Origin of the sequence: Duganella vulcania (assembly GCF_009857655.1) — a bacterium.
Lineage (GTDB): Bacteria > Pseudomonadota > Gammaproteobacteria > Burkholderiales > Burkholderiaceae_D > Rugamonas > Rugamonas vulcania.
This window is the reverse complement of record NZ_WWCX01000022.1, coordinates 60,774-80,938: the sequence shown is the minus strand read 5'-3', so window position 1 is coordinate 80,938 and position 20,165 is coordinate 60,774. Positions and strand designations below refer to the sequence as shown.

23 protein-coding genes are annotated in these 20,165 nt (G+C 63.9%); 12 read left to right on the top strand and 11 right to left on the bottom strand.

Features of this window, described 5'->3' with window-relative positions; translation table 11 throughout:
* The 5 genes from GTP90_RS15035 to GTP90_RS15015 all read right to left on the bottom strand — a co-directional run.
* Positions 1-904: MFS transporter (locus GTP90_RS15035; RefSeq protein WP_161084311.1), on the bottom strand; the 904-nt coding region annotated here is incomplete at its 3' end.
* Positions 901-1,464, bottom strand: coding sequence for a chalcone isomerase family protein (locus GTP90_RS15030; protein WP_161084310.1), 564 nt, complete (start codon positions 1,462-1,464; stop codon positions 901-903). The genes GTP90_RS15035 and GTP90_RS15030, both read right to left, overlap by 4 nt.
* Positions 1,433-2,638: an SAM-dependent methyltransferase gene (locus GTP90_RS15025; RefSeq protein ID WP_161084309.1), complete on the bottom strand. Its 1,206-nt coding sequence runs from the start codon at positions 2,636-2,638 to the stop codon at positions 1,433-1,435. The genes GTP90_RS15030 and GTP90_RS15025 overlap by 32 nt, the downstream gene beginning before the upstream one ends.
* Positions 2,635-3,411, bottom strand: a complete 777-nt coding sequence (locus GTP90_RS15020) for a DUF1365 domain-containing protein (RefSeq protein WP_161084308.1) — start codon at positions 3,409-3,411, stop codon at positions 2,635-2,637. Before GTP90_RS15020 ends, GTP90_RS15025 begins: the two co-directional genes overlap by 4 nt.
* Complete coding sequence (locus tag GTP90_RS15015; protein ID WP_161084307.1) at positions 3,408-4,691, bottom strand: NAD(P)/FAD-dependent oxidoreductase; 1,284 nt, start codon at positions 4,689-4,691, stop codon at positions 3,408-3,410. Before GTP90_RS15015 ends, GTP90_RS15020 begins: the two co-directional genes overlap by 4 nt.
* 99 nt (positions 4,692-4,790) lie before the next feature.
* Here GTP90_RS15015 and GTP90_RS15010 point away from each other — a divergent pair, with 99 nt between their 5' ends.
* Entirely contained in the window at positions 4,791-5,396 is a 606-nt protein-coding gene (locus tag GTP90_RS15010; RefSeq protein WP_161084306.1) for a TetR/AcrR family transcriptional regulator, read from the top strand.
* Between the two features lie 14 nt (positions 5,397-5,410).
* Positions 5,411-6,892: an FAD-dependent oxidoreductase gene (locus GTP90_RS15005; protein WP_161084305.1), complete on the top strand. Its 1,482-nt coding sequence runs from the start codon at positions 5,411-5,413 to the stop codon at positions 6,890-6,892.
* On the opposite strand, the gene GTP90_RS15000 is transcribed toward GTP90_RS15005, so the two are convergent.
* A complete protein-coding gene (locus GTP90_RS15000; RefSeq protein WP_161084304.1) occupies positions 6,859-7,377 on the bottom strand; it encodes a hypothetical protein in 519 nt (172 codons plus the stop codon). The two genes, GTP90_RS15005 and GTP90_RS15000, sit on opposite strands and share 34 nt — an antisense overlap.
* A gap of 129 nt (positions 7,378-7,506) precedes the next feature.
* Here GTP90_RS15000 and GTP90_RS14995 point away from each other — a divergent pair, with 129 nt between their 5' ends.
* The 3 genes from GTP90_RS14995 to GTP90_RS14985 are packed head-to-tail and all read left to right on the top strand — an operon-like array spanning position 7,507 to position 8,912.
* A complete protein-coding gene (locus GTP90_RS14995; RefSeq protein WP_161084303.1) occupies positions 7,507-7,998 on the top strand; it encodes an Hcp family type VI secretion system effector in 492 nt (163 codons plus the stop codon).
* Between the two features lie 12 nt (positions 7,999-8,010).
* Entirely contained in the window at positions 8,011-8,538 is a 528-nt protein-coding gene (locus GTP90_RS14990; RefSeq protein ID WP_161084302.1) for a penicillin-insensitive murein endopeptidase, read from the top strand.
* Positions 8,535-8,912 carry a hypothetical protein gene (locus GTP90_RS14985; RefSeq protein WP_161084301.1) on the top strand — a complete coding sequence of 126 codons (378 nt, stop codon included), beginning with the start codon at positions 8,535-8,537 and terminating at the stop codon, positions 8,910-8,912. Before GTP90_RS14990 ends, GTP90_RS14985 begins: the two co-directional genes overlap by 4 nt.
* A gap of 27 nt (positions 8,913-8,939) precedes the next feature.
* On the opposite strand, the gene GTP90_RS14980 is transcribed toward GTP90_RS14985, so the two are convergent.
* Complete coding sequence (locus tag GTP90_RS14980) at positions 8,940-9,641, bottom strand: DUF6683 family protein (protein WP_161084300.1); 702 nt, start codon at positions 9,639-9,641, stop codon at positions 8,940-8,942.
* 60 nt (positions 9,642-9,701) lie between these two features.
* Positions 9,702-11,531: a glutamine--fructose-6-phosphate transaminase (isomerizing) gene (glmS, locus tag GTP90_RS14975; protein WP_161084299.1), complete on the bottom strand. Its 1,830-nt coding sequence runs from the start codon at positions 11,529-11,531 to the stop codon at positions 9,702-9,704.
* A 139-nt stretch (positions 11,532-11,670) separates the two neighbouring features.
* Between glmS and GTP90_RS14970 the strand changes: the two genes are divergently transcribed.
* Entirely contained in the window at positions 11,671-12,123 is a 453-nt protein-coding gene (locus GTP90_RS14970) for an Lrp/AsnC family transcriptional regulator (protein ID WP_161084298.1), read from the top strand.
* A 372-nt stretch (positions 12,124-12,495) separates the two neighbouring features.
* Here the strand turns inward: GTP90_RS14970 and glmU are convergent, their stop codons facing one another.
* On the bottom strand, positions 12,496-13,860 hold the full coding sequence (gene glmU, locus GTP90_RS14965; RefSeq protein WP_161084297.1) for a bifunctional UDP-N-acetylglucosamine diphosphorylase/glucosamine-1-phosphate N-acetyltransferase GlmU: 1,365 nt from the start codon (positions 13,858-13,860) through the stop codon (positions 12,496-12,498).
* A gap of 42 nt (positions 13,861-13,902) precedes the next feature.
* On the opposite strand from glmU, the gene GTP90_RS14960 reads away from it, so the two are divergent.
* From GTP90_RS14960 to GTP90_RS14940, 5 genes are all read left to right on the top strand, one after another.
* Complete coding sequence (locus GTP90_RS14960; RefSeq protein WP_161084296.1) at positions 13,903-14,784, top strand: DUF6279 family lipoprotein; 882 nt, start codon at positions 13,903-13,905, stop codon at positions 14,782-14,784.
* Between the two features lie 53 nt (positions 14,785-14,837).
* On the top strand, positions 14,838-15,488 hold the full coding sequence (gene rsmD, locus GTP90_RS14955; RefSeq protein WP_161084295.1) for a 16S rRNA (guanine(966)-N(2))-methyltransferase RsmD: 651 nt from the start codon (positions 14,838-14,840) through the stop codon (positions 15,486-15,488).
* 107 nt (positions 15,489-15,595) lie between these two features.
* Positions 15,596-16,093 carry a pantetheine-phosphate adenylyltransferase gene (coaD, locus tag GTP90_RS14950; protein WP_161084294.1) on the top strand — a complete coding sequence of 166 codons (498 nt, stop codon included), beginning with the start codon at positions 15,596-15,598 and terminating at the stop codon, positions 16,091-16,093.
* A 12-nt stretch (positions 16,094-16,105) separates the two neighbouring features.
* Positions 16,106-16,360: a YfhL family 4Fe-4S dicluster ferredoxin gene (locus GTP90_RS14945; protein ID WP_117012334.1), complete on the top strand. Its 255-nt coding sequence runs from the start codon at positions 16,106-16,108 to the stop codon at positions 16,358-16,360.
* 133 nt (positions 16,361-16,493) lie between these two features.
* Positions 16,494-17,087, top strand: a complete 594-nt coding sequence (locus GTP90_RS14940; RefSeq protein WP_161084293.1) for a chalcone isomerase family protein — start codon at positions 16,494-16,496, stop codon at positions 17,085-17,087.
* Positions 17,088-17,129: 42 nt separating this feature from the next.
* Here GTP90_RS14940 and GTP90_RS14935 read toward each other — a convergent pair whose 3' ends face one another.
* A complete protein-coding gene (locus GTP90_RS14935; RefSeq protein ID WP_254451869.1) occupies positions 17,130-17,411 on the bottom strand; it encodes a hypothetical protein in 282 nt (93 codons plus the stop codon).
* A gap of 171 nt (positions 17,412-17,582) precedes the next feature.
* Here GTP90_RS14935 and GTP90_RS14930 point away from each other — a divergent pair, with 171 nt between their 5' ends.
* A complete protein-coding gene (locus tag GTP90_RS14930) occupies positions 17,583-18,551 on the top strand; it encodes a LysR family transcriptional regulator (RefSeq protein WP_161084291.1) in 969 nt (322 codons plus the stop codon).
* Here the strand turns inward: GTP90_RS14930 and GTP90_RS14925 are convergent, their stop codons facing one another.
* Positions 18,552-20,117: a methyl-accepting chemotaxis protein gene (locus GTP90_RS14925; RefSeq protein WP_161084290.1), complete on the bottom strand. Its 1,566-nt coding sequence runs from the start codon at positions 20,115-20,117 to the stop codon at positions 18,552-18,554.
* Between the last annotated feature and the right edge of the window lie 48 nt (positions 20,118-20,165).

Here is a 20,165-nt window from a genome sequence, read left to right as displayed (position 1 = left end):
AGCTGGCGACCGCGAGCGCCATGCCGATGCGCCAGCACGGCAGCACGCCGATGCGGCGCGCCAGCGCGGTCCACAGCGGCAGGCCGCAGGCGGCGCCGGCGAAATAGCAGCCGAGGAAGGCGCCGGCCAGCGGCGCCGCCTGCAACTGGTCGCGGATGAAGAACAGCGCCAGCGTGGCCGGCAGCGACACCGAGCACGCGTTCAGGAAGTACGGACCGAGCAGGCGCAGGAAGGCGCGGTTCGATGCCATGCGGCGCAACGCGCTGCGCCAGCCGTTGGGCTGCGGTGTGGCATGCGGCCACGCCGGCGCCAGTTTCAGCAGCGCCAGCAGGGCGGCCAGCAGCAGCGCGGCAAACGCCAGGCTGTACAGCGCCATGCCGGCCGGGATGCGGTCGGCGTCGCCGCTGAGGATGGTGGCCGGGATCACGCTGGCGATGAGCATGCCCGCCAGCCCCGCGCCTTCGCGCCAGGCCGAGGCCGACAGCAGGGCGCCCCCGCCGCCGTCCAGGCTCGCGCCCCACGTCAGGTAGGCGATGTTGAGCATGCTGTGGGCGCTGTAGGCCAGCACCAGCATGGCGCCCAGCCACAGGGCCGCCGGGATGGCCGAGGCGGGCGGCTGCCACAGTCCGGCGAAGGCCAGCGCCAGCACCACGCCGCCCAGCAGCATCCAGCGCGCGATGCCGTGGCGCAGGCGGTCGATGAGGTGGCCCTGCAGCGGATCCTGCACGGTGTCGAGCAGGCGCGCGGCGAACAGCACCCAGCCCAGCGTTGCCAGCGCCACGCCGCGCTGCATGGAATAGTACGCGGCCACTTGCACGTAGACGGGCAGCGCGGCCATCGCCAGCGGCAGGCCGAGCAGGCCGTAGGCGGCCAGGCGCCAGCGTGGCGGCGGGGCCGGCGTCATGGCGGGTTTCCCATCAGCTTGCGGCGCAAGCCCTGGTCGCGGGTCTGCTCGTCGAGCCAGATGCCAAAGAAGGCGCGCGCCAGACGCAGGTCGTCGATGTCCGCCAGCAGGCGCTGTTGGTTGTAGAAGCGCATGCCGCGTCCCGGCGCATACACGCCGATCAACTCGTCGCCGGGCGCCACATCGGTGAACGCGCGGTTCAGCACCTTGTCCCATTGCGCCAGCGTGGCGGCGTCGATGGCGGCGCCGTTCAGGCGCTGGATTTCGTCCAGGCTGGTTTGCACCAGCCGCTCGCGGCTGATGCTGCGGTAGTAGTGCAATTGCAGCGCGAAGCCGCGCTCCGGCTGGAACGGCCGCTGCTCGGCCCACAGCGTGGCCTGATAGATGCGGAAGCCCAGCCAGCGCAGTTCGCCATTGCCCAGCGCCTCGGCGCGGGGCAGCTCGTCGCGCCAGCCGCCGGCGCGGCATGGGACGCTCGCCAGCGCGCAGCACAGCAGGGCGCACAGCAGCAGCCAGGGCCGGACGCGATCAGGCCTTTTGCAGCAGGAATTGGACAACATCGGTACGCCCCTCGTCAAAGGCCGCCTCGCAATAGGCGAAGTACATCTCCCAGATCCGCATGAAATGCTCATCGAAGCCCAGCCCGGCAATCTGATGCTGGTGCTGGCGGCATTGCGCGTCCCAGCGGCGCAGCGTTTCCGCGTAGTCGCGGCCGAAGGCGTGGCGCTCGACCGGGCGCAGGCCGCAGCGGCCAGCCAGCCGCTCGAAGCGCTCGACGCTGGGCAGCATGCCGCCGGGGAAGATGTACTGCTGGATGAAATCTGCACTGCTGCGGTAGCGCGGGAAGTACTGTTCGCCGATGGTGATCGACTGCACCAGCGCCTGCGCGCCAGGCTTGAGGCGCGCCTGCACCGTGCGGAAGAACTGCGGCCAGTATTGCTCGCCGACGGCCTCGAACATTTCGATCGACACCACGGCGTCGTACTCGCCGTGCAGATCGCGGTAGTCGCACAGTTCCAGCTGGACCAGCTCGGTCAGCCCCTGCGCCTGCACGCGGCGCTGCCCCACCTCCAGCTGCGACGGCGAGATCGTCACGCCATGCACGTGGATGCCCTGCCGCCCCGCCAGCTCGGCAAAGCCGCCCCAGCCGCAGCCGATCTCCAGCACGCGCTGGCCGGGACGCAGCTGCAGCGTGTCGATGATGCGCTGGTACTTGCGCTGCTGCGCGGTGTGCAGCGGCAGGGTGTAGTCGCCGTCGAACAGCGCGCTGGAGTAGGTCCAGCTGGGATCGAGCCACAGCCGGTAGAAGTCGTTGCCGATGTCGTAGTGGGCGTGGATGTTGCGCTGGCTGCCCTGGCGCGTGTTGGGACGCAACCAGTGCAGCAGCCGGTACCAGCAGCGCGCCAGCGCGCCGCCGAACATCAGCTGCTCCAGCGACGCCTCGTTGCGCAGCGCCAGCCGCAGCAGCGCGGTCAGGTCGGGCGTGTCGGCCCAGCCGGCAGCGTAGGCTTCGGCAAAGCCGATATCGCCCGCGCGCAGGATGCGCTGGCAGGCGCGCCAGTCGTTCAGCTTGAGCGTGGCGCCGCTGGACGCATGGGCGTCGCCGAACACCATGCGGGTATTGCAGGGCGTGATCAGCTCCAGGTGGCCATGGCGGATATGGCCGAGCATCGCCAGGAACAGCCGGGCGCCGGCGGGCGCCGACAGCGCGGCGGTGGATACGGTGGACTTCATCGGGCAGTCTCCTGGTGCACGGTGGTGGGGTGGTCGGGGGCGGGCGGCTTGCTGAACCATGGCACGCGCTTCAGCCACAGCCTCAGCGCCTGCCAGTGGATGCGGAACACAATGCCCAGCCCCAGCAGCGGATAGCGCAGCAGGGCGCCAGCCACGGCGCGACCGGTCATGGGCACGGGGCGGCCGCTGAGCGCGGTCCTGAGCAGCGGGCCGTCGCCATCGTCATAGTCGAGGCCGGTGCAGTGGCTGGCGCCGTCGAGCCGGAAGCGGAAACGGTAGTGTCCGCGCACGGCGCAGAACGGCGACACGTGCAGCTGCTTGTCGGCGGTGGCCGTGGCCGTGCCGCCGGCGCTGTGGGCCACGCGCATCAGGTAGCGGTGGGTCTCGCCAAAGGTGTTGTTGACCTCGGCCAGCACGGCGCACAGCCGGCCCGCCGCATCATGGCAGTGCCAGAAGCTGACCGGATTGAAAACATAACCGGCCACGCGCGGGAAGGTCTGCAGCCAGATCTCGCCGTCGGCCTCGATGCGGTGCTCGCGCAGCAATGCGCGCATCCATTGTTCCAGGCTGCTGCCGTCGCGCGGACCGTAGTCGCGGCGGCGGACCGACAGCGGCCGCCAGCAGTCCACGCCGAACCAGCGCGTGCCGCACTCGTCCAGCCGGGCCAGGTTCAGGCGCACGTAGAACAGCGGGTAGACGAAGCGGTGCGGCGCCGGACGCAGGCGCGCGTGCATCACCTGGCCGTGGACCAGCTCGGCGGCGGGGCGGCTCACGGCAGCGTCGTCCAGGCAGGGGCCGCGTCGAATGCGGCCGCGATGCGCAAGGCCGACTTCAGGCCGTCCTCGTGGAAGCCGTAGCCGGTCCAGGCGCCGGCGTACCAGATGCCGCCGTCGCCCTGGATCTGGGGCAATTGCTGCTGCGCGCGCACGGTGGACTGGTCCATGATCGGGTGGTCATATTCGAATTTGGCCAGCAGCTTGTCCGCGGCCGGCGGCGTGTGCGGGTTGAGCGTGACGATCACCGGCGTGGCGAACGGCAGCGCCTGCAACTGGTTCAGCCAATAGCTCACGCACACGGGCCGCTGCCCGGCCGATGCCGCGCCGGACAGATAGTTCCAGGCCGACCAGACCTTGCGCCGCCGCGGCATCAGCCGCGCATCCGTGTGCAGCCAGGCGGTGTTGGGCTGGTATCGCACGGCGCCGAGGATGGCGCGCTCTGTCTCGCTGGCCTCGGGCAGCAGCGCCAGCGTGTTGGGCGCGTGCGTGGCCATCACCACGGCATCGAAATCTTCGCTGCCGGCGCTGCCGCGCGCGACTTCGAGGCGGCCGCCACGGCGCCGCACCGAGTGCACCGGCGTGCGCAGCCGCACGTCCGGCAGCACGGCGGCGATCCGCTCGACATAGTTGCGTGCGCCTCCCGCGACGGTGCGCCACTGCGGGCGGTCGTTGACCTGCAACAGCGCGTGGTTGAGGCAGAAGCGCAGGAAAGTCGCGGCCGGGAACTGCAGGATATCGTTCGGCGAGCTGGACCAGATCGCCGCCGCCATCGGCAACAGGTAGGCATCGCGGAAGCGCGCGCCGTAGCCCTGCTGCTGCAACAGCTGTCCCAGCGTCAGGCCGGTCTGGTTCGACAGTTCAAGAAAGCGCTCGGCGTTGCGGTTGAAGTGCAGGATGTCCCACAGCATGCGCAGGAAGGAAGGAGAACCCAGGTTGGCGCGCTGCGCGAACACGGTGTCGAGGCTGGTGCCGGCCCATTCCAGCGCGCCGTCCGCCATCGACACGCCGAACGACATGTCGCTGGCGATGCTGGCCACGCCGAGCTCGTCGAACAGCGCCACCAGGTTGGGATAGGTGTGCTCGTTGTAGACCAGGAAGCCGGTGTCGACCCCGTGGCTGCGGCCCTCCAGCATCACGTCGACGGTGTGGGTGTGGCCGCCGAGATAGTCCGCCGCCTCGAACAGCACCACGTCGTGCTTTCGGCTGAGGAAATAGGCGCTGGCCAGGCCGGAGATGCCGGAGCCGATGATGGCAATGCGTTTGCGTGGCGGTGTCATGTCGTTATGATGGTTATATTCTGGCCGTCTCTGTACCGGCGTGCTAATATTACTACCATCACATAACAAAAGCTACTGATTAGTAGCGGAAATTTACCAATGAGTATTCTTCCCAGATTAAGCTTTAAGAATCAAGCATTTAAGCTGCGCGAGAACGCCATCCTCGATGCCGCGACGGCGGTGTTGAGCCAAAAAGGCTACGACTTGATGACCATGGACGACGTCGCCGGCGCGGTGGGCATCTCCAAACCCAGCCTGTACAAGCACTTCAAGTCGAAGGAGGAGCTGGTGGGCGAGGCGCTGATCCGCCTGCTGGACGGCGCGCTGGATTACGTGGCGGCGATTGATCCGGCGCTCAGTCCGGTGCAGAAATTGTCGGCCCTGCTGGAATGGGCGCTGCGGGTGCGCCTGGACGGCGGCCTGCCGTTCCTGCCGTCCACCAGCCCGCACGTGCGGGACATGCTGATCCGGAATGTAAAGTATATGCTGCGGGTGATGAAACTGAACCGGCAGCTGGAGGCCCTGGTAAAGCAGGCGCAGCAGCAGGGACAGCTGAACCGCGAACTGCCCACCGACGTCATCCTGTTCAGCTACTACGCGCGCACCTGCGACCCGGCCGTCGAATATCTGCAAAAATACAGCAAGATGGAAGCCGACGACATCGTGCGCCACATGCTCAAAGTGTCGTTCGAGGGCTTCCGGTGACATAGGAGAGCCGGATGCCGGCAAGCGAACATGAAGTCATCATTATCGGCGGCGGCCCCACGGGGCTGATGCTGGCGGCCGAGCTGGCCCTGGCCGGCGTGGACGTGGCCATCGTCGAGCGCAAGCCAACGCAGGAGCGCGTCGGCGGACGGGCCGGCGGCTTGCATGCGCGCACGCTCGAAGTGCTGGACCAGCGCGGCATCGTGAACCGCTTCCTCGCGCTGGGCAAGACGCACCCCAAGGTCAGCTTTCACGCAGCGCTGGACATCGGCGACTTCCCGACCCGGCATAACTACCTGCTCGCGCTGCCGCAGGAGCGGAGCGAACGTCTGCTCGCGGCGTGGGTCGAGGAATTGAAGGTGCCGGTCTATCGCGACCGGGAGATGCTGGACTTCGCCTGTGACGAGCACGGCGTCGATATCACGACGGCGCAGGGCGCCATGCGCGCAGGCTGGCTGGTGGGCTGCGACGGCGGGCGCAGCCGCGTGCGCAAACTGGCCGGCATCGGTTTTCCCGGCTGGGACGCATCCACCTCCTGGATCATCGCCGAGGTGAAGATGACAGGCAAGCCCGTGCTCGGCTTCCACGAGGACGCATCCGGCCGCCACGCGATGTCGATGATGGAGGATGGCGAAACGGTCGGCGTGGTGCTGGCGGGACGCGATCCGCACGCCAAGGGCGAGCCGTCGCTGGAGGAGCTGGCGTCTGGCCTGCAAGACATTTATGGGACCGATTTCGGCGTCCACTCGCCCACATGGCTGTCCCGCTTCAATGACGCCACGCGCCAGGCCGACACCTACCGCAAGGGCCGCGTGCTGCTGGCCGGTGACGCCACGCATATCCATCCACCGCTGGGCGGACAGGGCCTCAACCTCGGCGTACAGGACGCCGTCAATCTCGGCTGGAAGCTGGCGCAGGTGGTGAAGGGCGTTTCGCCTGCCACCCTGCTCGACACGTACCAGGCCGAGCGCCACCCGGCCGCTGCGCGCGTGCTGCGCAACACCATCGCACAGGGCGTGCTGCGAAGGACGGATGAACGCATTGCCGTCCTCGGCGAATTCGTCGCGGAGATGCTGGCGATGGACGAGCCGCGCAAGCGCTTCGGCGGAATGATCTCGGGTCTCGACATCCGCTACGACCTTGGCGAAGGCCACCCGCTACTGGGCCGCCGCATGCCCGACCTGGACATCGAGACGGCCGCCGGGCCGACTCGCGTCTACGCATTGCTGCATGATGCGCGGCCGGTGCTGCTCAACTTCGGCGCCCCGGTCAGGCTTGGTGGCGATCACGTCAAGCAAATCGACGCAAGCTTCCACGGGGTCTGTGAATTGCCGGTCGCAGGCGAGGTGCAGCTGCCGGCCGCGATACTGATACGGCCGGACGGCCATGTGGCGTGGACCGGCAACGCAGGGGACGCCAGCCTGCCGGAGGCGATAGAGCGCTGGTTTGGCGGAACGCGGTCTCAGGAGGCTGCAGCGTCGACTGGAAAGCCGTAGTCCGGCTGTGCGTTATCCGGCATCCACGGCCAGTTGGAGCGCTTGGGGATAGCCCGCCTGGCCGCGGCGAATTCCTCTTCGGTGAGAAATATGCCAAAGAGATCATTGCCGCCGTTGAGCGCGTAGAAGCGGTGAGAAGAATTTTTCAGCCTGGCATTCACGATCTGGAAGAAGGCGACGGTAGCGCGTTCCCAGCCATCTTCGTTGTGTACCCCATCGTTCACTTCCCAGATGACATATCGCTGGTCACCGGCGTACACCGAGTATCCAATCCCGTCGTCGTCGATAACTTCCCTGACCTCAAGCGGGGAAGGCGAATACGGTTCAAGCCGCGCCGACAACTCCGTGTACGCCGTCAGGATGCCCTGTTCCGCCAATCTTTCAGCATCCAGGTGGACGAGCTGTTCGTAGTCCAGCGGATTGGCAGGTAAGGCAACGTCGCTGCGTCCAAACAATGACTTGATGCGATTGATGAGAGGGGCCATGAGAGCCTTTGGTTGTGGCAGGACGATTTGCACCGTTTCATTGCATCATTTTTGACGCCACCCAAATCGAAGCCGCAACGCAAAAGTAACAATGCCAAGTGTATCCCTTAAATTTATATGGAGGCACACATGGCAACCGATGCATATCTGCAAATCGACGGCATCAAGGGCGAGTCAGCCGACGCGGCTCACCAAGGCTGGATCGAGGTATCCAGCGCTCATTTTGGCGTCATGCAACCCCGAAGCGCGACAGCGTCGACGGGCGGCGGACACACGGCCGAACGCTGCGAACACCGCACGATTTCGCTGACCAAGCTGGTTGATATCGCCTCTCCGATTCTCATGCAGACATGCTCAATGGGCAGGACTATTCCCAGAGCAAAGCTTGAGTTTTTACGAGCCGACGGCGACGGTCAGCGCGTAAAGTACTACGAGGTTGAGCTGGAAAACGTGATCATCTCCAACATCGATCAAGTGCTGGGGGACGGCAATCTTCTGCATGATGAGATTGGATTGAGCTACTCCAGGGTGAAGTGGAAATACACCCAACAGAAGATTGCCGGGGGCGCCGCTGGCAACACCGCTGGCGGCTGGTGCCTGGCAAGTAACAAGTGCGTGTAGGGAGGAATGGCCATGTCGATCGGCGTTCCAATCCAACCGAAAGAGTCACGAGGTTACTACATGCTACCCCAGGCCCCTGAAGACGCGGGCTACTACGTATATGGAACCCTCCACGATGTGCCAGGTACCGGCCATCTGGCGCAGTATGCACATCCTAACTTGCTCACACTGATCTTTCAGATTGAGCGTGAATGGCAGGCCATGTGTGACCGGAAATTCGGCATCGGGAACATCAGCATCGACGCTGGTGTCGCCTACGACAACCATAAATCGCATCAGAAAGGCATCGAGATGGATTGCCGGCCAGTTCGCAACGATTACATGACGGGGCAAGGTGCGCGCTGCACCTACCGGGACAAGGAGTACGATCTTGAGGCCACTATCAATCTGATTCGCCTGTTTGTTGAGCACCCGCGGATCAAGATCGTTTACTTCAACGACGAGCGGGTACAAAAGGCGCTGGGCGGGGCCCGCGTCAGATCGCTCATCGGCCACAACAACCACTTCCACGCCGAGCTTTGGCCGAGGTATGCATCATGAGCGCGCGCAAGATGCTCATCGTTGCGGCACTTGTTCTGTACTCGCCAATCCAGGCGGCGGATAAGCCCGAGCCCCAGAGTTTTGGCCAGAAGCCGCTGAAGGGCGACTACTGGATATACGGCGGCGAACTCGGTGATACGGTGCCCCCAACGAAGAAAGACCGGAAGGTGGCTTTCACTTTCAAGGAACCACTCGCAAAAGATCTATTCGAGCAGATCGGGCCTGACAGGAAGGATGCCTGCGGAGCAGCTCCTGATCACCGGATACGAGAAAGGGGGGACCTCTCATGCACTTGGGACAAGCGCGATGGGTACATTTGCTATTTCGGGTTGGATGTACCGACTGGTAAAAGTACTTATGGGTCAATCTGCTGACAGGAGGGCAAGGCCGCCAGCGCCGAGCTATCGCTGTACCGGATCTGCCATGCTCAACCCCCTGTCGCTAATCGACAGGCGCGCCGGGGGCATGCGCAGTACCACTTCCAGATTGGCCCGCGCGGTGTCGCGGATGTGTGCTGCGACCTCTGGGGGCTGAGGGTTCTGCTGCTCCGACTTGTGCGCCAGCGCCATGAAGGTTCCTATCATCGCGGTCTGCTCATACAGGTTGCGCAGTTGCGCGGCATCGACGCGCCGCAGCGCGGTCTGCATCGATGCCTGCTCGCGCAACTGTTGAGCCACGGTCCGGAAAGCGTCGTCAGACACGTCGACGCCGTTCAGCACCATGTAGTTCCCGACGAGGAAGGCGGCGAGACTGCCGGCCATGTCGCGCTCCGGCAGCCCCAGTTTCTTCTCAAGCTGGGTGTAGACGTCCATGGAGCGCCGATAGGCTTGCTCCATTTGCGGACGCTGCTCGACCGGAAAGCGTGTCGCGAGCTCGTGCGCATTTGCCGCCACGGCCGCACGCGCCGGCGCCTTTATCGGCGAGTCTGCCGGCACCTGCGGCTTTGCGGTCGCCGGTTTGGCGGGACCGTGATAGTTGGGTATTGGCACGCGCAGGTCTGGCTGCGGCCAGACCTGGAAGCAGCACCCAAATCCGGCCAGCTGCGCGTTGGCGTGCGGTGCAACGCCCGTTAACAAGACTAGACTCAACAGCAAGGTTCGCATGTGCATTCCTCGTATGATGGGTGCTGCTTATTTTAGACCGTTGCCACCTCGGTGATCTACTTACTCAACCGTCACCGACTTGGCCAGGTTACGCGGCTTGTCCACATCGGTGCCGCGTGCCAGCGCCGAGTGGTAGGCCAGCAGCTGCAGCGACACCACGTGCAGGATCGGCGACAGCAGGCCGTAGTGTTCCGGCAGACGGATCACATGCACGCCTTCGCCCGAGGTGATGCGCGAGTCGACGTCGGCGAACACGTACAGCTGGCCGCCGCGCGCGCGCACTTCCTGCATGTTGGACTTCAGCTTCTCGATCAGCGCGTCGTTCGGGGCGATGGTCACGACCGGCATTTCTTCCGTCACCAGCGCCAACGGGCCGTGCTTCAGTTCGCCCGCAGGATACGCTTCGGCGTGGATGTAGGAAATTTCTTTCAGCTTCAGCGCGCCTTCCAGCGCGATCGGGTAGTGCATGCCGCGGCCCAGGAACAGCGCGTTTTCCTTGCGGGCGAAATCTTCCGACCAGGCGATGATCTGCGGCTCCAGCGCCAGCACGGCGGAAATCGCAACCGGCAGGTGGCGCATGGCTTTCAGGTGCTGCTCTTCTTCGGCGTCGGTCAGGCGGCCATTGACTTGCGCCAGCGACAGGGTCAGCAGGAACAGCGCGGCCAGCTGCGTGGTGAAGGCCTTGGTCGAGGCCACGCCCACTTCCACACCGGCGCGGGTGATGTAGGCCAGCTTGCACTCGCGCACCATGGCGCTGGTGGAGACGTTGCAGATCGTCAGCGTGTGCTCCATGCCCAGGCTGCGTGCGTGCTTGAGCGCGGCCAGCGTGTCGGCGGTTTCGCCGCTTTGCGAGATCGTCACCACCAGCGTGTTCGGGTGCGGCACGCTGTCGCGGTAGCGGTATTCGCTGGCGATCTCGACGTTGACCGGGATCTTGGCCACCGATTCGATCCAGTACTTGGCGGTCAGGCCGGAGTAGTAGCTGGTGCCGCAGGCCAGGATCAGCACGCGGTCGATCTGCTTGAAGACGTTGTAGGCGCCGTCGCCGAACAGTTCCGGCATGATGCCGGTGACGCCTTCGAGCGTGTCGCCGATGACGCGCGGCTGTTCGAAGATTTCCTTCTGCATGTAGTGGCGGTATGGGCCCAGCTCGGCCGCGCCGGTGTGCGCCTGCACGGTCTTAGCTTCGCGCGTGACCGGCTTGCCGTCGCTGTCGACGATCCAGGTGCGCGCCAGTTGCAGGTCGACCACGTCGCCTTCTTCCAGGTAGATGATCTGGTCGGTGGTGCCGGCCAGCGCCATCGCGTCCGAGGCGACGAAGTTTTCGCCCTGGCCCAAGCCGACGATCAGCGGCGAGCCTTGGCGCGCGGCCACCACGCGGTGCGGTTCTTCACGAGCGAACACGGCGATCGCGTAGGCGCCGTGCAGGCGCTTGACGGCTTGCTGGACGGTGTCGAACAGGTCGCCGTTGTACATGTGGTCGACCAGGTGGGCGATCACTTCGGTGTCGGTCTGGCTCTGGAAGACGTAGCCGAGCGCGGTCAGTTCGGCGCGCAGTTCGTCGTGGTTTTCAATGATGCCGTTGTGGACCAGGGCGATGCGCGCCTGTTCGGTGGTCGGCGAGAAGTGCGGGTGGGCGTTGTGCGACGCCGGCGCGCCGTGCGTGGCCCAGCGGGTGTGGGCGATGCCGGTGAAGCCTTGCATGCCGACTTCGGCGATCTGCTTTTCCAGGTCGGCCACGCGCGAGGTGCTGCGCGAGCGCTGCAACTGGCCATCCACGTGCAGCGCGACGCCGCACGAGTCGTAGCCGCGGTATTCCAGGCGCTTGAGGCCTTCGATCAGGATGGGGGTGATGTTGCGTTGCGCTACCGCGCCGACGATGCCGCACATAGAAAACCTCGCTAAAAATAAGTGTAGCCATGCTAGAGCATGACTTCTGAAATATGCTTTCTAAATCCTGTATATTTTGGAATATTCTTTCACTGCTGTTGATGTGTGAAATATTATTTCATTTTTGAGGAATATTTTTATGGATGAGATAGATCGTCGCATTTTGAATGCGCTGCAAGTTGATTCGTCACAAACAAACAGCGAGCTGGCGCTGGCGGTCCACGTCTCCGCGCCGACGTGTTTGCGGCGAGTCAAGCATCTGACCGAGAGCGGGGTGATCCAGCGCCAGGTGGCCATCGTGGCGCCGGAGAAGGTAGGGCCCAGCCTGACGGCGATTGTGGAGATCTCGCTGGATGTCCAGGCGGCCGAGCGCATGGCCGAGTTCGAGGCCCACGTGGCGGGCGAAGACGCCGTGCTGCAGTGCTACCGCGTGGCGCCGGGACCGGATTTCGTGCTGGTCGTCCAGGTGGCGGACATGCCGGCCTACCACGCGCTGGCGCACCGCCTGTTCGCCACGCAGACCAATGTGCGCAACGTCAAAGCCTACTTTTCCACCTTCCGCAGCAAATTCGAGACGCGAATCGCGGTTTAGCAGGTTATCCCGGGCTTGTTCAACGGCTTCTGCACAGGTTTATCCACACCGGAGTAATGATGGGAAATGTTTTCCCGTCTTTTCCACGGCTTTTCCAAGGGCTATGCACGGGCTTATACCCAACCTTATCCACAGTAAATAGTTATCCTGATTTACTCACATGATTTCCCACAGGCTTATCCACACCACGGGCTGAAGCGTGGCTGCATGCCGTCGCGAAGGGTGGCTTTTCTCCTGCTAGCATAGTTGTGCAACTGTTTTCCCCGGCTTATACGCGGCTTTTTCACCGCTTATCCGATGGCTTCTCCACATCGTTATCCACAAATAAAAAAAGCCGGGACATGTCCCGGCTTCCTGTGGAGCGTGATGCTGTTACTTCGGCTTTTTGACCGGGCGGCTCCAGTTTTCGACCGTGAGCTGGCGTGCGCGGGAAATCGTCAGCTTGCCGGCTGGCGCATCCTTGGTCAGCGTGGTGCCCGCGCCCAGCGTGGCGCCCTTGCCGACCGTTACCGGTGCCACCAGCTGGCTGTCGCTGCCGATGAAGGCGTCGTCTTCGATGACGGTGCGGAACTTGTTGGCGCCGTCGTAGTTGCAGGTGATGGTGCCGGCGCCGATGTTGACGCGCGAGCCGATCGTCGCGTCGCCGATGTAGGCCAGGTGGTTGGCCTTGCTGTGCGCGGCGACCTGGCCATTTTTGATTTCAACGAAGTTACCCACATGCACATCCTCCGCCAGCACGGTGCCGGGGCGCAGGCGCGCGTACGGGCCGATGATGGAAACTTCGCCCACCACCGCCTCTTCGATATGGCAGAACGGCTTGATCTGGGCGCCGGCCAGGATGCGGGAATTGACGATCACGCAATGCGGCCCGACGCGCACGCCATCGGCCAGCTCGACCTTGCCTTCAAACACGCAGCCGACGTCGATGGTGACGTCGCGGCCGCAGACCAGCTCGCCACGCACGTCGATGCGGGCAGGGTCCATCAGCGTCACGCCCTGCTCCAGCAGTTTCAAGGCGATGTTGGCCTGGTGGATGCGTTCCAGCTCGGCCAATTGCACCTTGCTGTTCACGCCAGCCACTTCCCACTGCGCCGACGGCTGGGCGGAAACGACCGGCACGCCATCGGCCACCGCCATGGCGACGATGTCGGTCAGGTAGTACTCGCCCTGGGCGTTGTTGTTCTTCAGCGCGCCCAGCCATTGCTTCAGGCGCGCGGTCGGCACCACCATGATGCCGCTGTTGATCTCCTTGATGGCGCGTTCGGCTTCGTTGGCGTCTTTTTGCTCGACGATGCGGACGATTTCGCCGTTTTCACGGACGATGCGGCCGAGCCCGAAAGGATCGTCCTGCACCACGGTCAGGATGCCCAGCTTGTCCTTGCCGGCCACATCCACCAGCGCCTGCAGCGAGGCGGCGGTGGTCAGCGGCACGTCGCCGTACAGGATCAGGGTGGCGGCGCTGTCGTCCAGCTCGGGCAGGGCCTGCATGACCGCGTGGCCGGTGCCCAGTTGCGGTTCCTGCAGCGCGGTGGCCACTTTTTCCGGCTGAGCAGCCAGCATCTCCAGCACGGCTGCGCCGCCGTGCCCGTAAATCACGCATAATTGGCTGGCAGACAGGCTACGCGCCGTATCCAGAACGTGTGACAGCAGCGGCTTGCCCGCCAATGGATGCAACACTTTCGGCAGCGCGGATTGCATGCGTTTGCCCATGCCGGCTGCGAGGATAACTACGTTCATAGGTGCCAAGTCAAAGAGAGTTAATCAAAGCGAAAGTTTAACATGCCAAATATCCACAGCCGCGCACTGCGCCGCCTTTTGCTGGTGATCCTGCTGGCCGTCCTGGCCGGCTGCAGTTCGCTGCGCCTGGCCTACAACCACGGCGATACGCTGCTGTACTGGTGGCTGGACGCCTACGTCGACCTCAACTCCGATCAAAAGACCTGGGTCAAGCGGGATATCGACGAGCTGTTCCGCTGGCATCGCAAGACCCAGCTGCGCGACTACGCGCAAATCCTGCAAACCGCGCAGCGCCAGCTGGCCGGCACCCCGACAACAGCCGACCTGATCGGCGATTACGACGAGGTCAAAAGCCGCACGCAATTGCTGCTGTTCAAGGCGCTGCCGGAACTGGCCGACCTGGTGCGTTCGCTGCAGCCGGACCAGATCGCCACGCTGGAAAAGAAATTCGCCGCCAACAACGCCGAGTTCCGCAAGAAGAACATGAAGGGCGACCTGGATGCCCAGCTGAAGTTCCGCTATAAAAAATCGATGGAGCAGTTCGAACTGTGGTTCGGCAACTTCAGCCCGGAGCAGGAAGCGCAGATCCGCAAGGCCTCCGACGCGCGGCCGCTGGACAACGACATCTGGCTGGACGAGCGCATGCGCCGCCAGAAAAACATCCTGGCGCTGGTGCAGAAGGTGCAGCGCGAAAAGCTGAACAAGGAAGCGACGATGGCGCTGATCCACACGCTGATCAGGGACACCTTCGAGCGCCTCGAACATTCCGAGCGCAAGCAGTTCTTCGACGCTTACGAAGCCTCCACGGCCCAGCTGGTCCTGACCGTCGTCAAGATCGCCACGCCGGCCCAGAAAGCCCACGCGCAGAAGCGCATGCAGGGCTGGATCGACGACTTCAACAGCCTGGCGGCGGAACCCCGCTAAGGCCCATATGGTATAGTGGCCCCTGTTGAATCAATGACTTAGAACACAGCCACATGCCAAAGAAGCCCGCCAGCAAAACAGCGAAACCCGCCAAAGTCCCGGTCCACGGTCCCCAGCACAGCAACCAGGTGCGCATCATCGGCGGCGCCTGGAAGCGCACGCCGCTGCTAGTGCTGAGCGCCTCCGGCCTGCGCCCGACGCCGGACCGCGTGCGCGAGACCGTGTTCAACTGGATCAATCACCAGCGCGACGGCTATTGGGCCGACGCCCAGGTGCTGGACTTGTTCGCCGGCAGCGGCGCGCTGGGTTTCGAAGCGGCCAGCCGCGGCGCGCAATCGGTGACGATGATCGACACCGTGGTGCCGGTGGTGCGCCAGCTGGAAGACATCAAGGCCAAGCTGAAGGCCGAGAACGTGCAGATCATGCGCGCCGACGCGCTGGCAGTGGCCCAGTCGGCCGCCGCGCGCGGCCAGAAGTACGACCTGATCTTCCTCGATCCGCCGTACCAGCAGGAGTTTCTTGAACGCTGCCTGCCGCTGTGCACGCGCATTCTGAAGGAGGGCGGCCTGATCTACGCCGAATCCGGCCTGGCGCTGGCGTTCGACGAGGGCGAGGTGCCGGAATGGATGGCGCCGTGGGAAGTGATCCGGGCTGACAAGGCCGGGATGGTGTTCTATCATTTGTTGAAGCACAAGGCCCCCTAAACGCCCGTATTTGCCGTCAAATAGAGCCCAAGCAGCCCCAAATTAAGGCAGAAAGGGTTTTTCAGGCATAATGCGCGTTCTATATTGGTGCACTGCAAGGAGCCGCGATGGTAGTAGCCGTTTATCCAGGAACTTTTGATCCGCTGACCCGTGGTCACGAAGATCTGGTGCGTCGCGCATCCGGTCTGTTCGACACGCTGGTGGTGGGCGTGGCCGACAGCAAGAACAAGAAACCGTTCTTCTCGCTGGAAGAGCGCCTGACCATCGCCAACGAAGTCCTGGGCCACTATCCGAACGTCAAGGTCGAGAGTTTCTCCGGCCTGCTGAAAGATTTTGTGCGCGAGCATGACGCCCGCGTCATCGTGCGCGGCCTGCGCGCCGTGTCCGACTTCGAGTACGAGTTCCAGATGGCGGGCATGAACCGCTACCTGCTGCCGGACGTCGAAACCCTGTTCCTGACCCCGTCCGACCAGTACCAGTTCATCTCCGGCACCATCGTGCGCGAGATCGCGGTGCTGGGCGGCGACGTATCGAAGTTTGTTTTCCCATCGGTCGACCGCTGGCTGCAAAAGAAAATTGCCGCCAACAACGCCGCCGAGCAATAAGCGAGTTCCAGCATGGCCTTGATGATCACCGACGACTGTATCAATTGCGACGTTTGCGAGCCGGAGTGCCCGAACGACGCCATCTACATGGGCGCTGAAATTTACGAAATCAATCCGGACAAGTGCACCGAATGCGTCGGCCATTTCAATGAGCCGCAATGCCAGCAGGTGTGCCCGGTCAGCTGCATCCCCTTCAATCCCGCCTGGCGCGAGAGCGAAGACCAACTGCGCGAAAAATTCGAGCGTTTGCAGGCCGCCAAGGCCTGACGAGCCTAAAAAAGCATGACCGTGCGGCCAATTTGCGCCGCAGTGCGTTTTTGCGCTACTCCCGGTGGTATATTCCAGCAACGCCCGCATCGCGGGCGAAGACGCTGGCATTTACCATCCTCGGAGACAATTCATGAATCGCAGAAATATCATCAAGAGCCTGATGGCCGCCGCCTTCCTGGCCGGCAGCTTCAGCCTGCCCGCATTTGCCGCCGTGGAAGTGGCCGGCGTCAAATTCGACGACAGCATCAATGTCGCCGGCAAAGAACTCAAGCTCAACGGCGCGGGCCTGCGGACCAAGGTGATCTTCAAGGTCTACGCCGCCGGCCTCTACCTGACCGAGAAGAAAACCTCCGTGCCGGACGTGCTGGCCACGCCGGGCCCGCGCCGCGTGGCGATCACGATGCTGCGCGAGGTGAGCTCGGAAGACTTCGGCAAGGCCTTCATGGAAGGCCTGAACAACAACACCGACAAGAACGAGCGCAGCAAGATCCTGCCGCAGACGATGAAGTTCGGCGAAGTGTTCGCGCAGATCCAGACGCTGAAAAAGGGCGACCAGCTGACGCTGGACTGGACCCCGGGCGAGGGCACGCAGTGCTATCTGAACGGAAAGAAAATCGGGGAATTGATGCCGGACGTGGCGTTCTACAATGCCGTGCTGCGCATCTGGCTGGGTGATAAGCCGGTCGACAGCTCGCTGAAGCCCGCCCTGCTGGGCGAGAAGTAATGTTGCGGCGCGGTACCGGAGGCCGGTACCGCTGCTGAATATTTAGGCACGCGAGGCCATGGCGCGCAATTCAGCGGCGTGGCTCGGGTCGCCTTCCATGGAATTGAGCATGCGCTTGAGCATCATTGCATCGCGCATCTGGCGGCGCTGCAACTGCTCTTCCTTGCTGCGCTTGGGTTTAACGACCAGCACGGCTGCGCGCACCAGGCCGCGCAGCAGCGGTTTGAACAGGACGGCCAGCGCGCACACGACGCCGCTTGCCAGCGCCAGCTCACCGGCGGCGATCAAGGAAATATTCTGTACGACTGAGATGATGGTAGACATGTTGTTATACTGCATTTAGAATCAAGTGTAACTATAGTGCAGCGCAACATAAGTATCCAATTTACTTCCCCGATAACAATTATTCGTTTGGTGAATGGGATGTCTTATCATTGACGGGAAATCCATATTTCTCGATACTGCACTGACCCCAACCCCACATCCCGAGCCGACATGAGCTTTTTGACGCTGGACTTGAATTTGTTACGCGTCTTCGACGCCGTGATGACCGAGCAGAACCTCACACGCGCCGCCGGCCACCTGGCCATGACCCAACCCGCCGTCTCCAACGCCATCAAGCGCCTGCGCGAGAGCCTGGGCGACGAGTTGCTGATCCGCACCGCCTACGGCGTCAAGCCGACCCCGCGCGCGGAAGCGCTGTGGCCGTCGGTGCGCAGCGCGCTGGCCAGCCTGGAAGCGGCGGTGGCGCCGGAGACCTTCGACGTGTCCGCCGCCCACGCCACCTTCCGCATGGCCATGGCCGACGCCACCGCCGCCTTCTGGCTGCCGTCGCTGATGCGTTCGATCGAGAGGGAGGCGCCGGGCGTCAACGTGCGCATGGTGCCGCTGACCACGCGCGAGCCGCGGCCGATGCTGCTGCGCGGCGATATCGACCTGGCGGTGGGCTTCTTCCCCGGCGTGGCGGCGCAGCTGTCGTACGAGACCGGCTCACCGATCCGCCATGAGCGCCTGTATTCGGGGCATTACGTCTGCGTGATGCGGCGCGACCATCCGCTGTCCAAGGTCGACCTGACCCTGGACAACTATTGCAAGGCCAACCACTTGCTGGTGAGCTTCTCCGGCCGCGCGCACGGCCTGGTCGACGAGGCGCTGGCGCAGATCCAGCGCGAACGCCGCATCCTGCTGACGGTGAACCAGTTCTTCACGGCCGGCCGCGTGGTGGCCAATTCCGACCTGATCACGGTGCTGCCGCGCCACCTGATCGCCTCGACCGGCATGACCGACGCGCTGGTTTCCAAGGAATTGCCGTTCCAGCTGCCGGCCGTGCACCTGGACATGCTGTGGCACGAACGCGATGCGCGCAGCCCCGCCCACAAGTGGCTGCGCATGAACCTGGAAGGCATGAACACCGTGGCCCAGCGCACCGCGCCGGGCACGGCGCCCAAGAACGACACCTACTGATTACTGGTGGCTGGAGCGGTAGCCGATGCGGAAACCGCCCCAGTGCTTGCCGTTCACATAGATCGGCGCCGACAGGTCGTGCATCACCTCGCCGGTGTCGCGCTTGTAGGTTTGCAGCAGGAAAGGCTTGGTGTTCGAGCCGCAGCGCTTGCCGGTGCGGTCGCTGAAGATGCGCTTGGTGCGGTTGTTGACCATGTCGACGTCATAATTGCCCGTCAGCGGCTGCGAGAACTTCTTGTTGTGGGTGGGGAAATATCCATTGTTATCCACAGCACCGGCATAGGCCAGCTGCGGCATCGCCGCCAGCACGGCTTCCTGCAACTGCGGCAAAGCCCGGTCGGTGAAATCGTCGAAGCGGGTCTTGTGCTTGGGCGGATCGGTGTTCGGGATCGGCGTGTAATGGCGGTCGAACAGCGCCTCGCGCGTGATCTTGCCGGAGGCGATGGCGGCCTCGAACAAGCGCCCCACCTGCACGGCCGCCTGCTGCGCGGCGATACGGATGGTGTCGTGCGAAGTTTCGATCGACGACTCGCCCAGCGCGCCGGTGATGACTTCGGCCCGTTCCGCCAGCGCCATCGCCGAACTGGCGGCGCGCGGCAATTCCTTCTCGGTGGATAACAGGCTGTCGCGGATGCTGGCGATGGCGGCAGCGATTTCATCGGTGGTGGCGACATGTTCGCGCGAGGCGCGCGCGATCTCGCCGATCTCTTCCTCCGACACGCCGGAGGAGCGCTCGATATTGCCCAGCAAACCATGCACGGTTTCCACGTTGCCGGCCGCCTCGCTCACCTTGACCGCCAGCGAATTCATGCCGGTGGCGGCCTTCTCGGCCTGCTGATTGATTTCGCGCACCATGGTGCTGATTTCGTCGGTGGCTTCCTTGGTGCGCAGCGCCAGCTGGCGCACCTCGCTGGCGACCACGGCAAAGCCGCGGCCCTGTTCGCCGGCGCGCGCCGCCTCGATGGCGGCATTCAGCGCCAGCAGGTTGGTGCGGGCCGAGATTTCGCTGATGGCCTCGGTGAAACCGTAAATCTTGCGTGAATTCGTTTGCAGGCTGGCCATGACGGCCGCCGCGGTCTGCGCATCTTCACGTGCCGTGTTGATGCGCTGCAAACCATGATCGGCCTCGGCACGGCCGGTCACGGTCTCGCCGCGCACCTGGGCGGCGATCTTGGCGGCGCGCTCGGCGTTGGCGGCGATCGCTGCGGTGGCCTGCGCATTGTGGGCGGAACTGCGGGCGATGCCGCCCGCCGTCCCGACGTCCAGCTCGATTTTCTTTTTGACGGAATCGACGAAATACGAGGTTTCCGCCGCGCCGATCATGATGGCATCGATTTCATCGCCAACCACATGAGCGAAGCGTTGGATGCCGCCCTCGTCGCTGTTCTGCCGGGCGGCCCACCATGCCACCAGGGCGCCGGCCAGCGCCGCCGGCGCGGCGGTGTAGACCAAGGCCGCGCCGTCGCCGGCCGCCAGCTTGAACAGATATGCCAGGCAAGTACCGCCAGCCGTCGCGCCCAATAACCACAATCCACGTTGCACCAGCCTGTGCTGCAAAAGCTTCATTTGTCCCCCGTTTTACCAGGCGCCTTGGGCGTCTCGACTAATTTATTT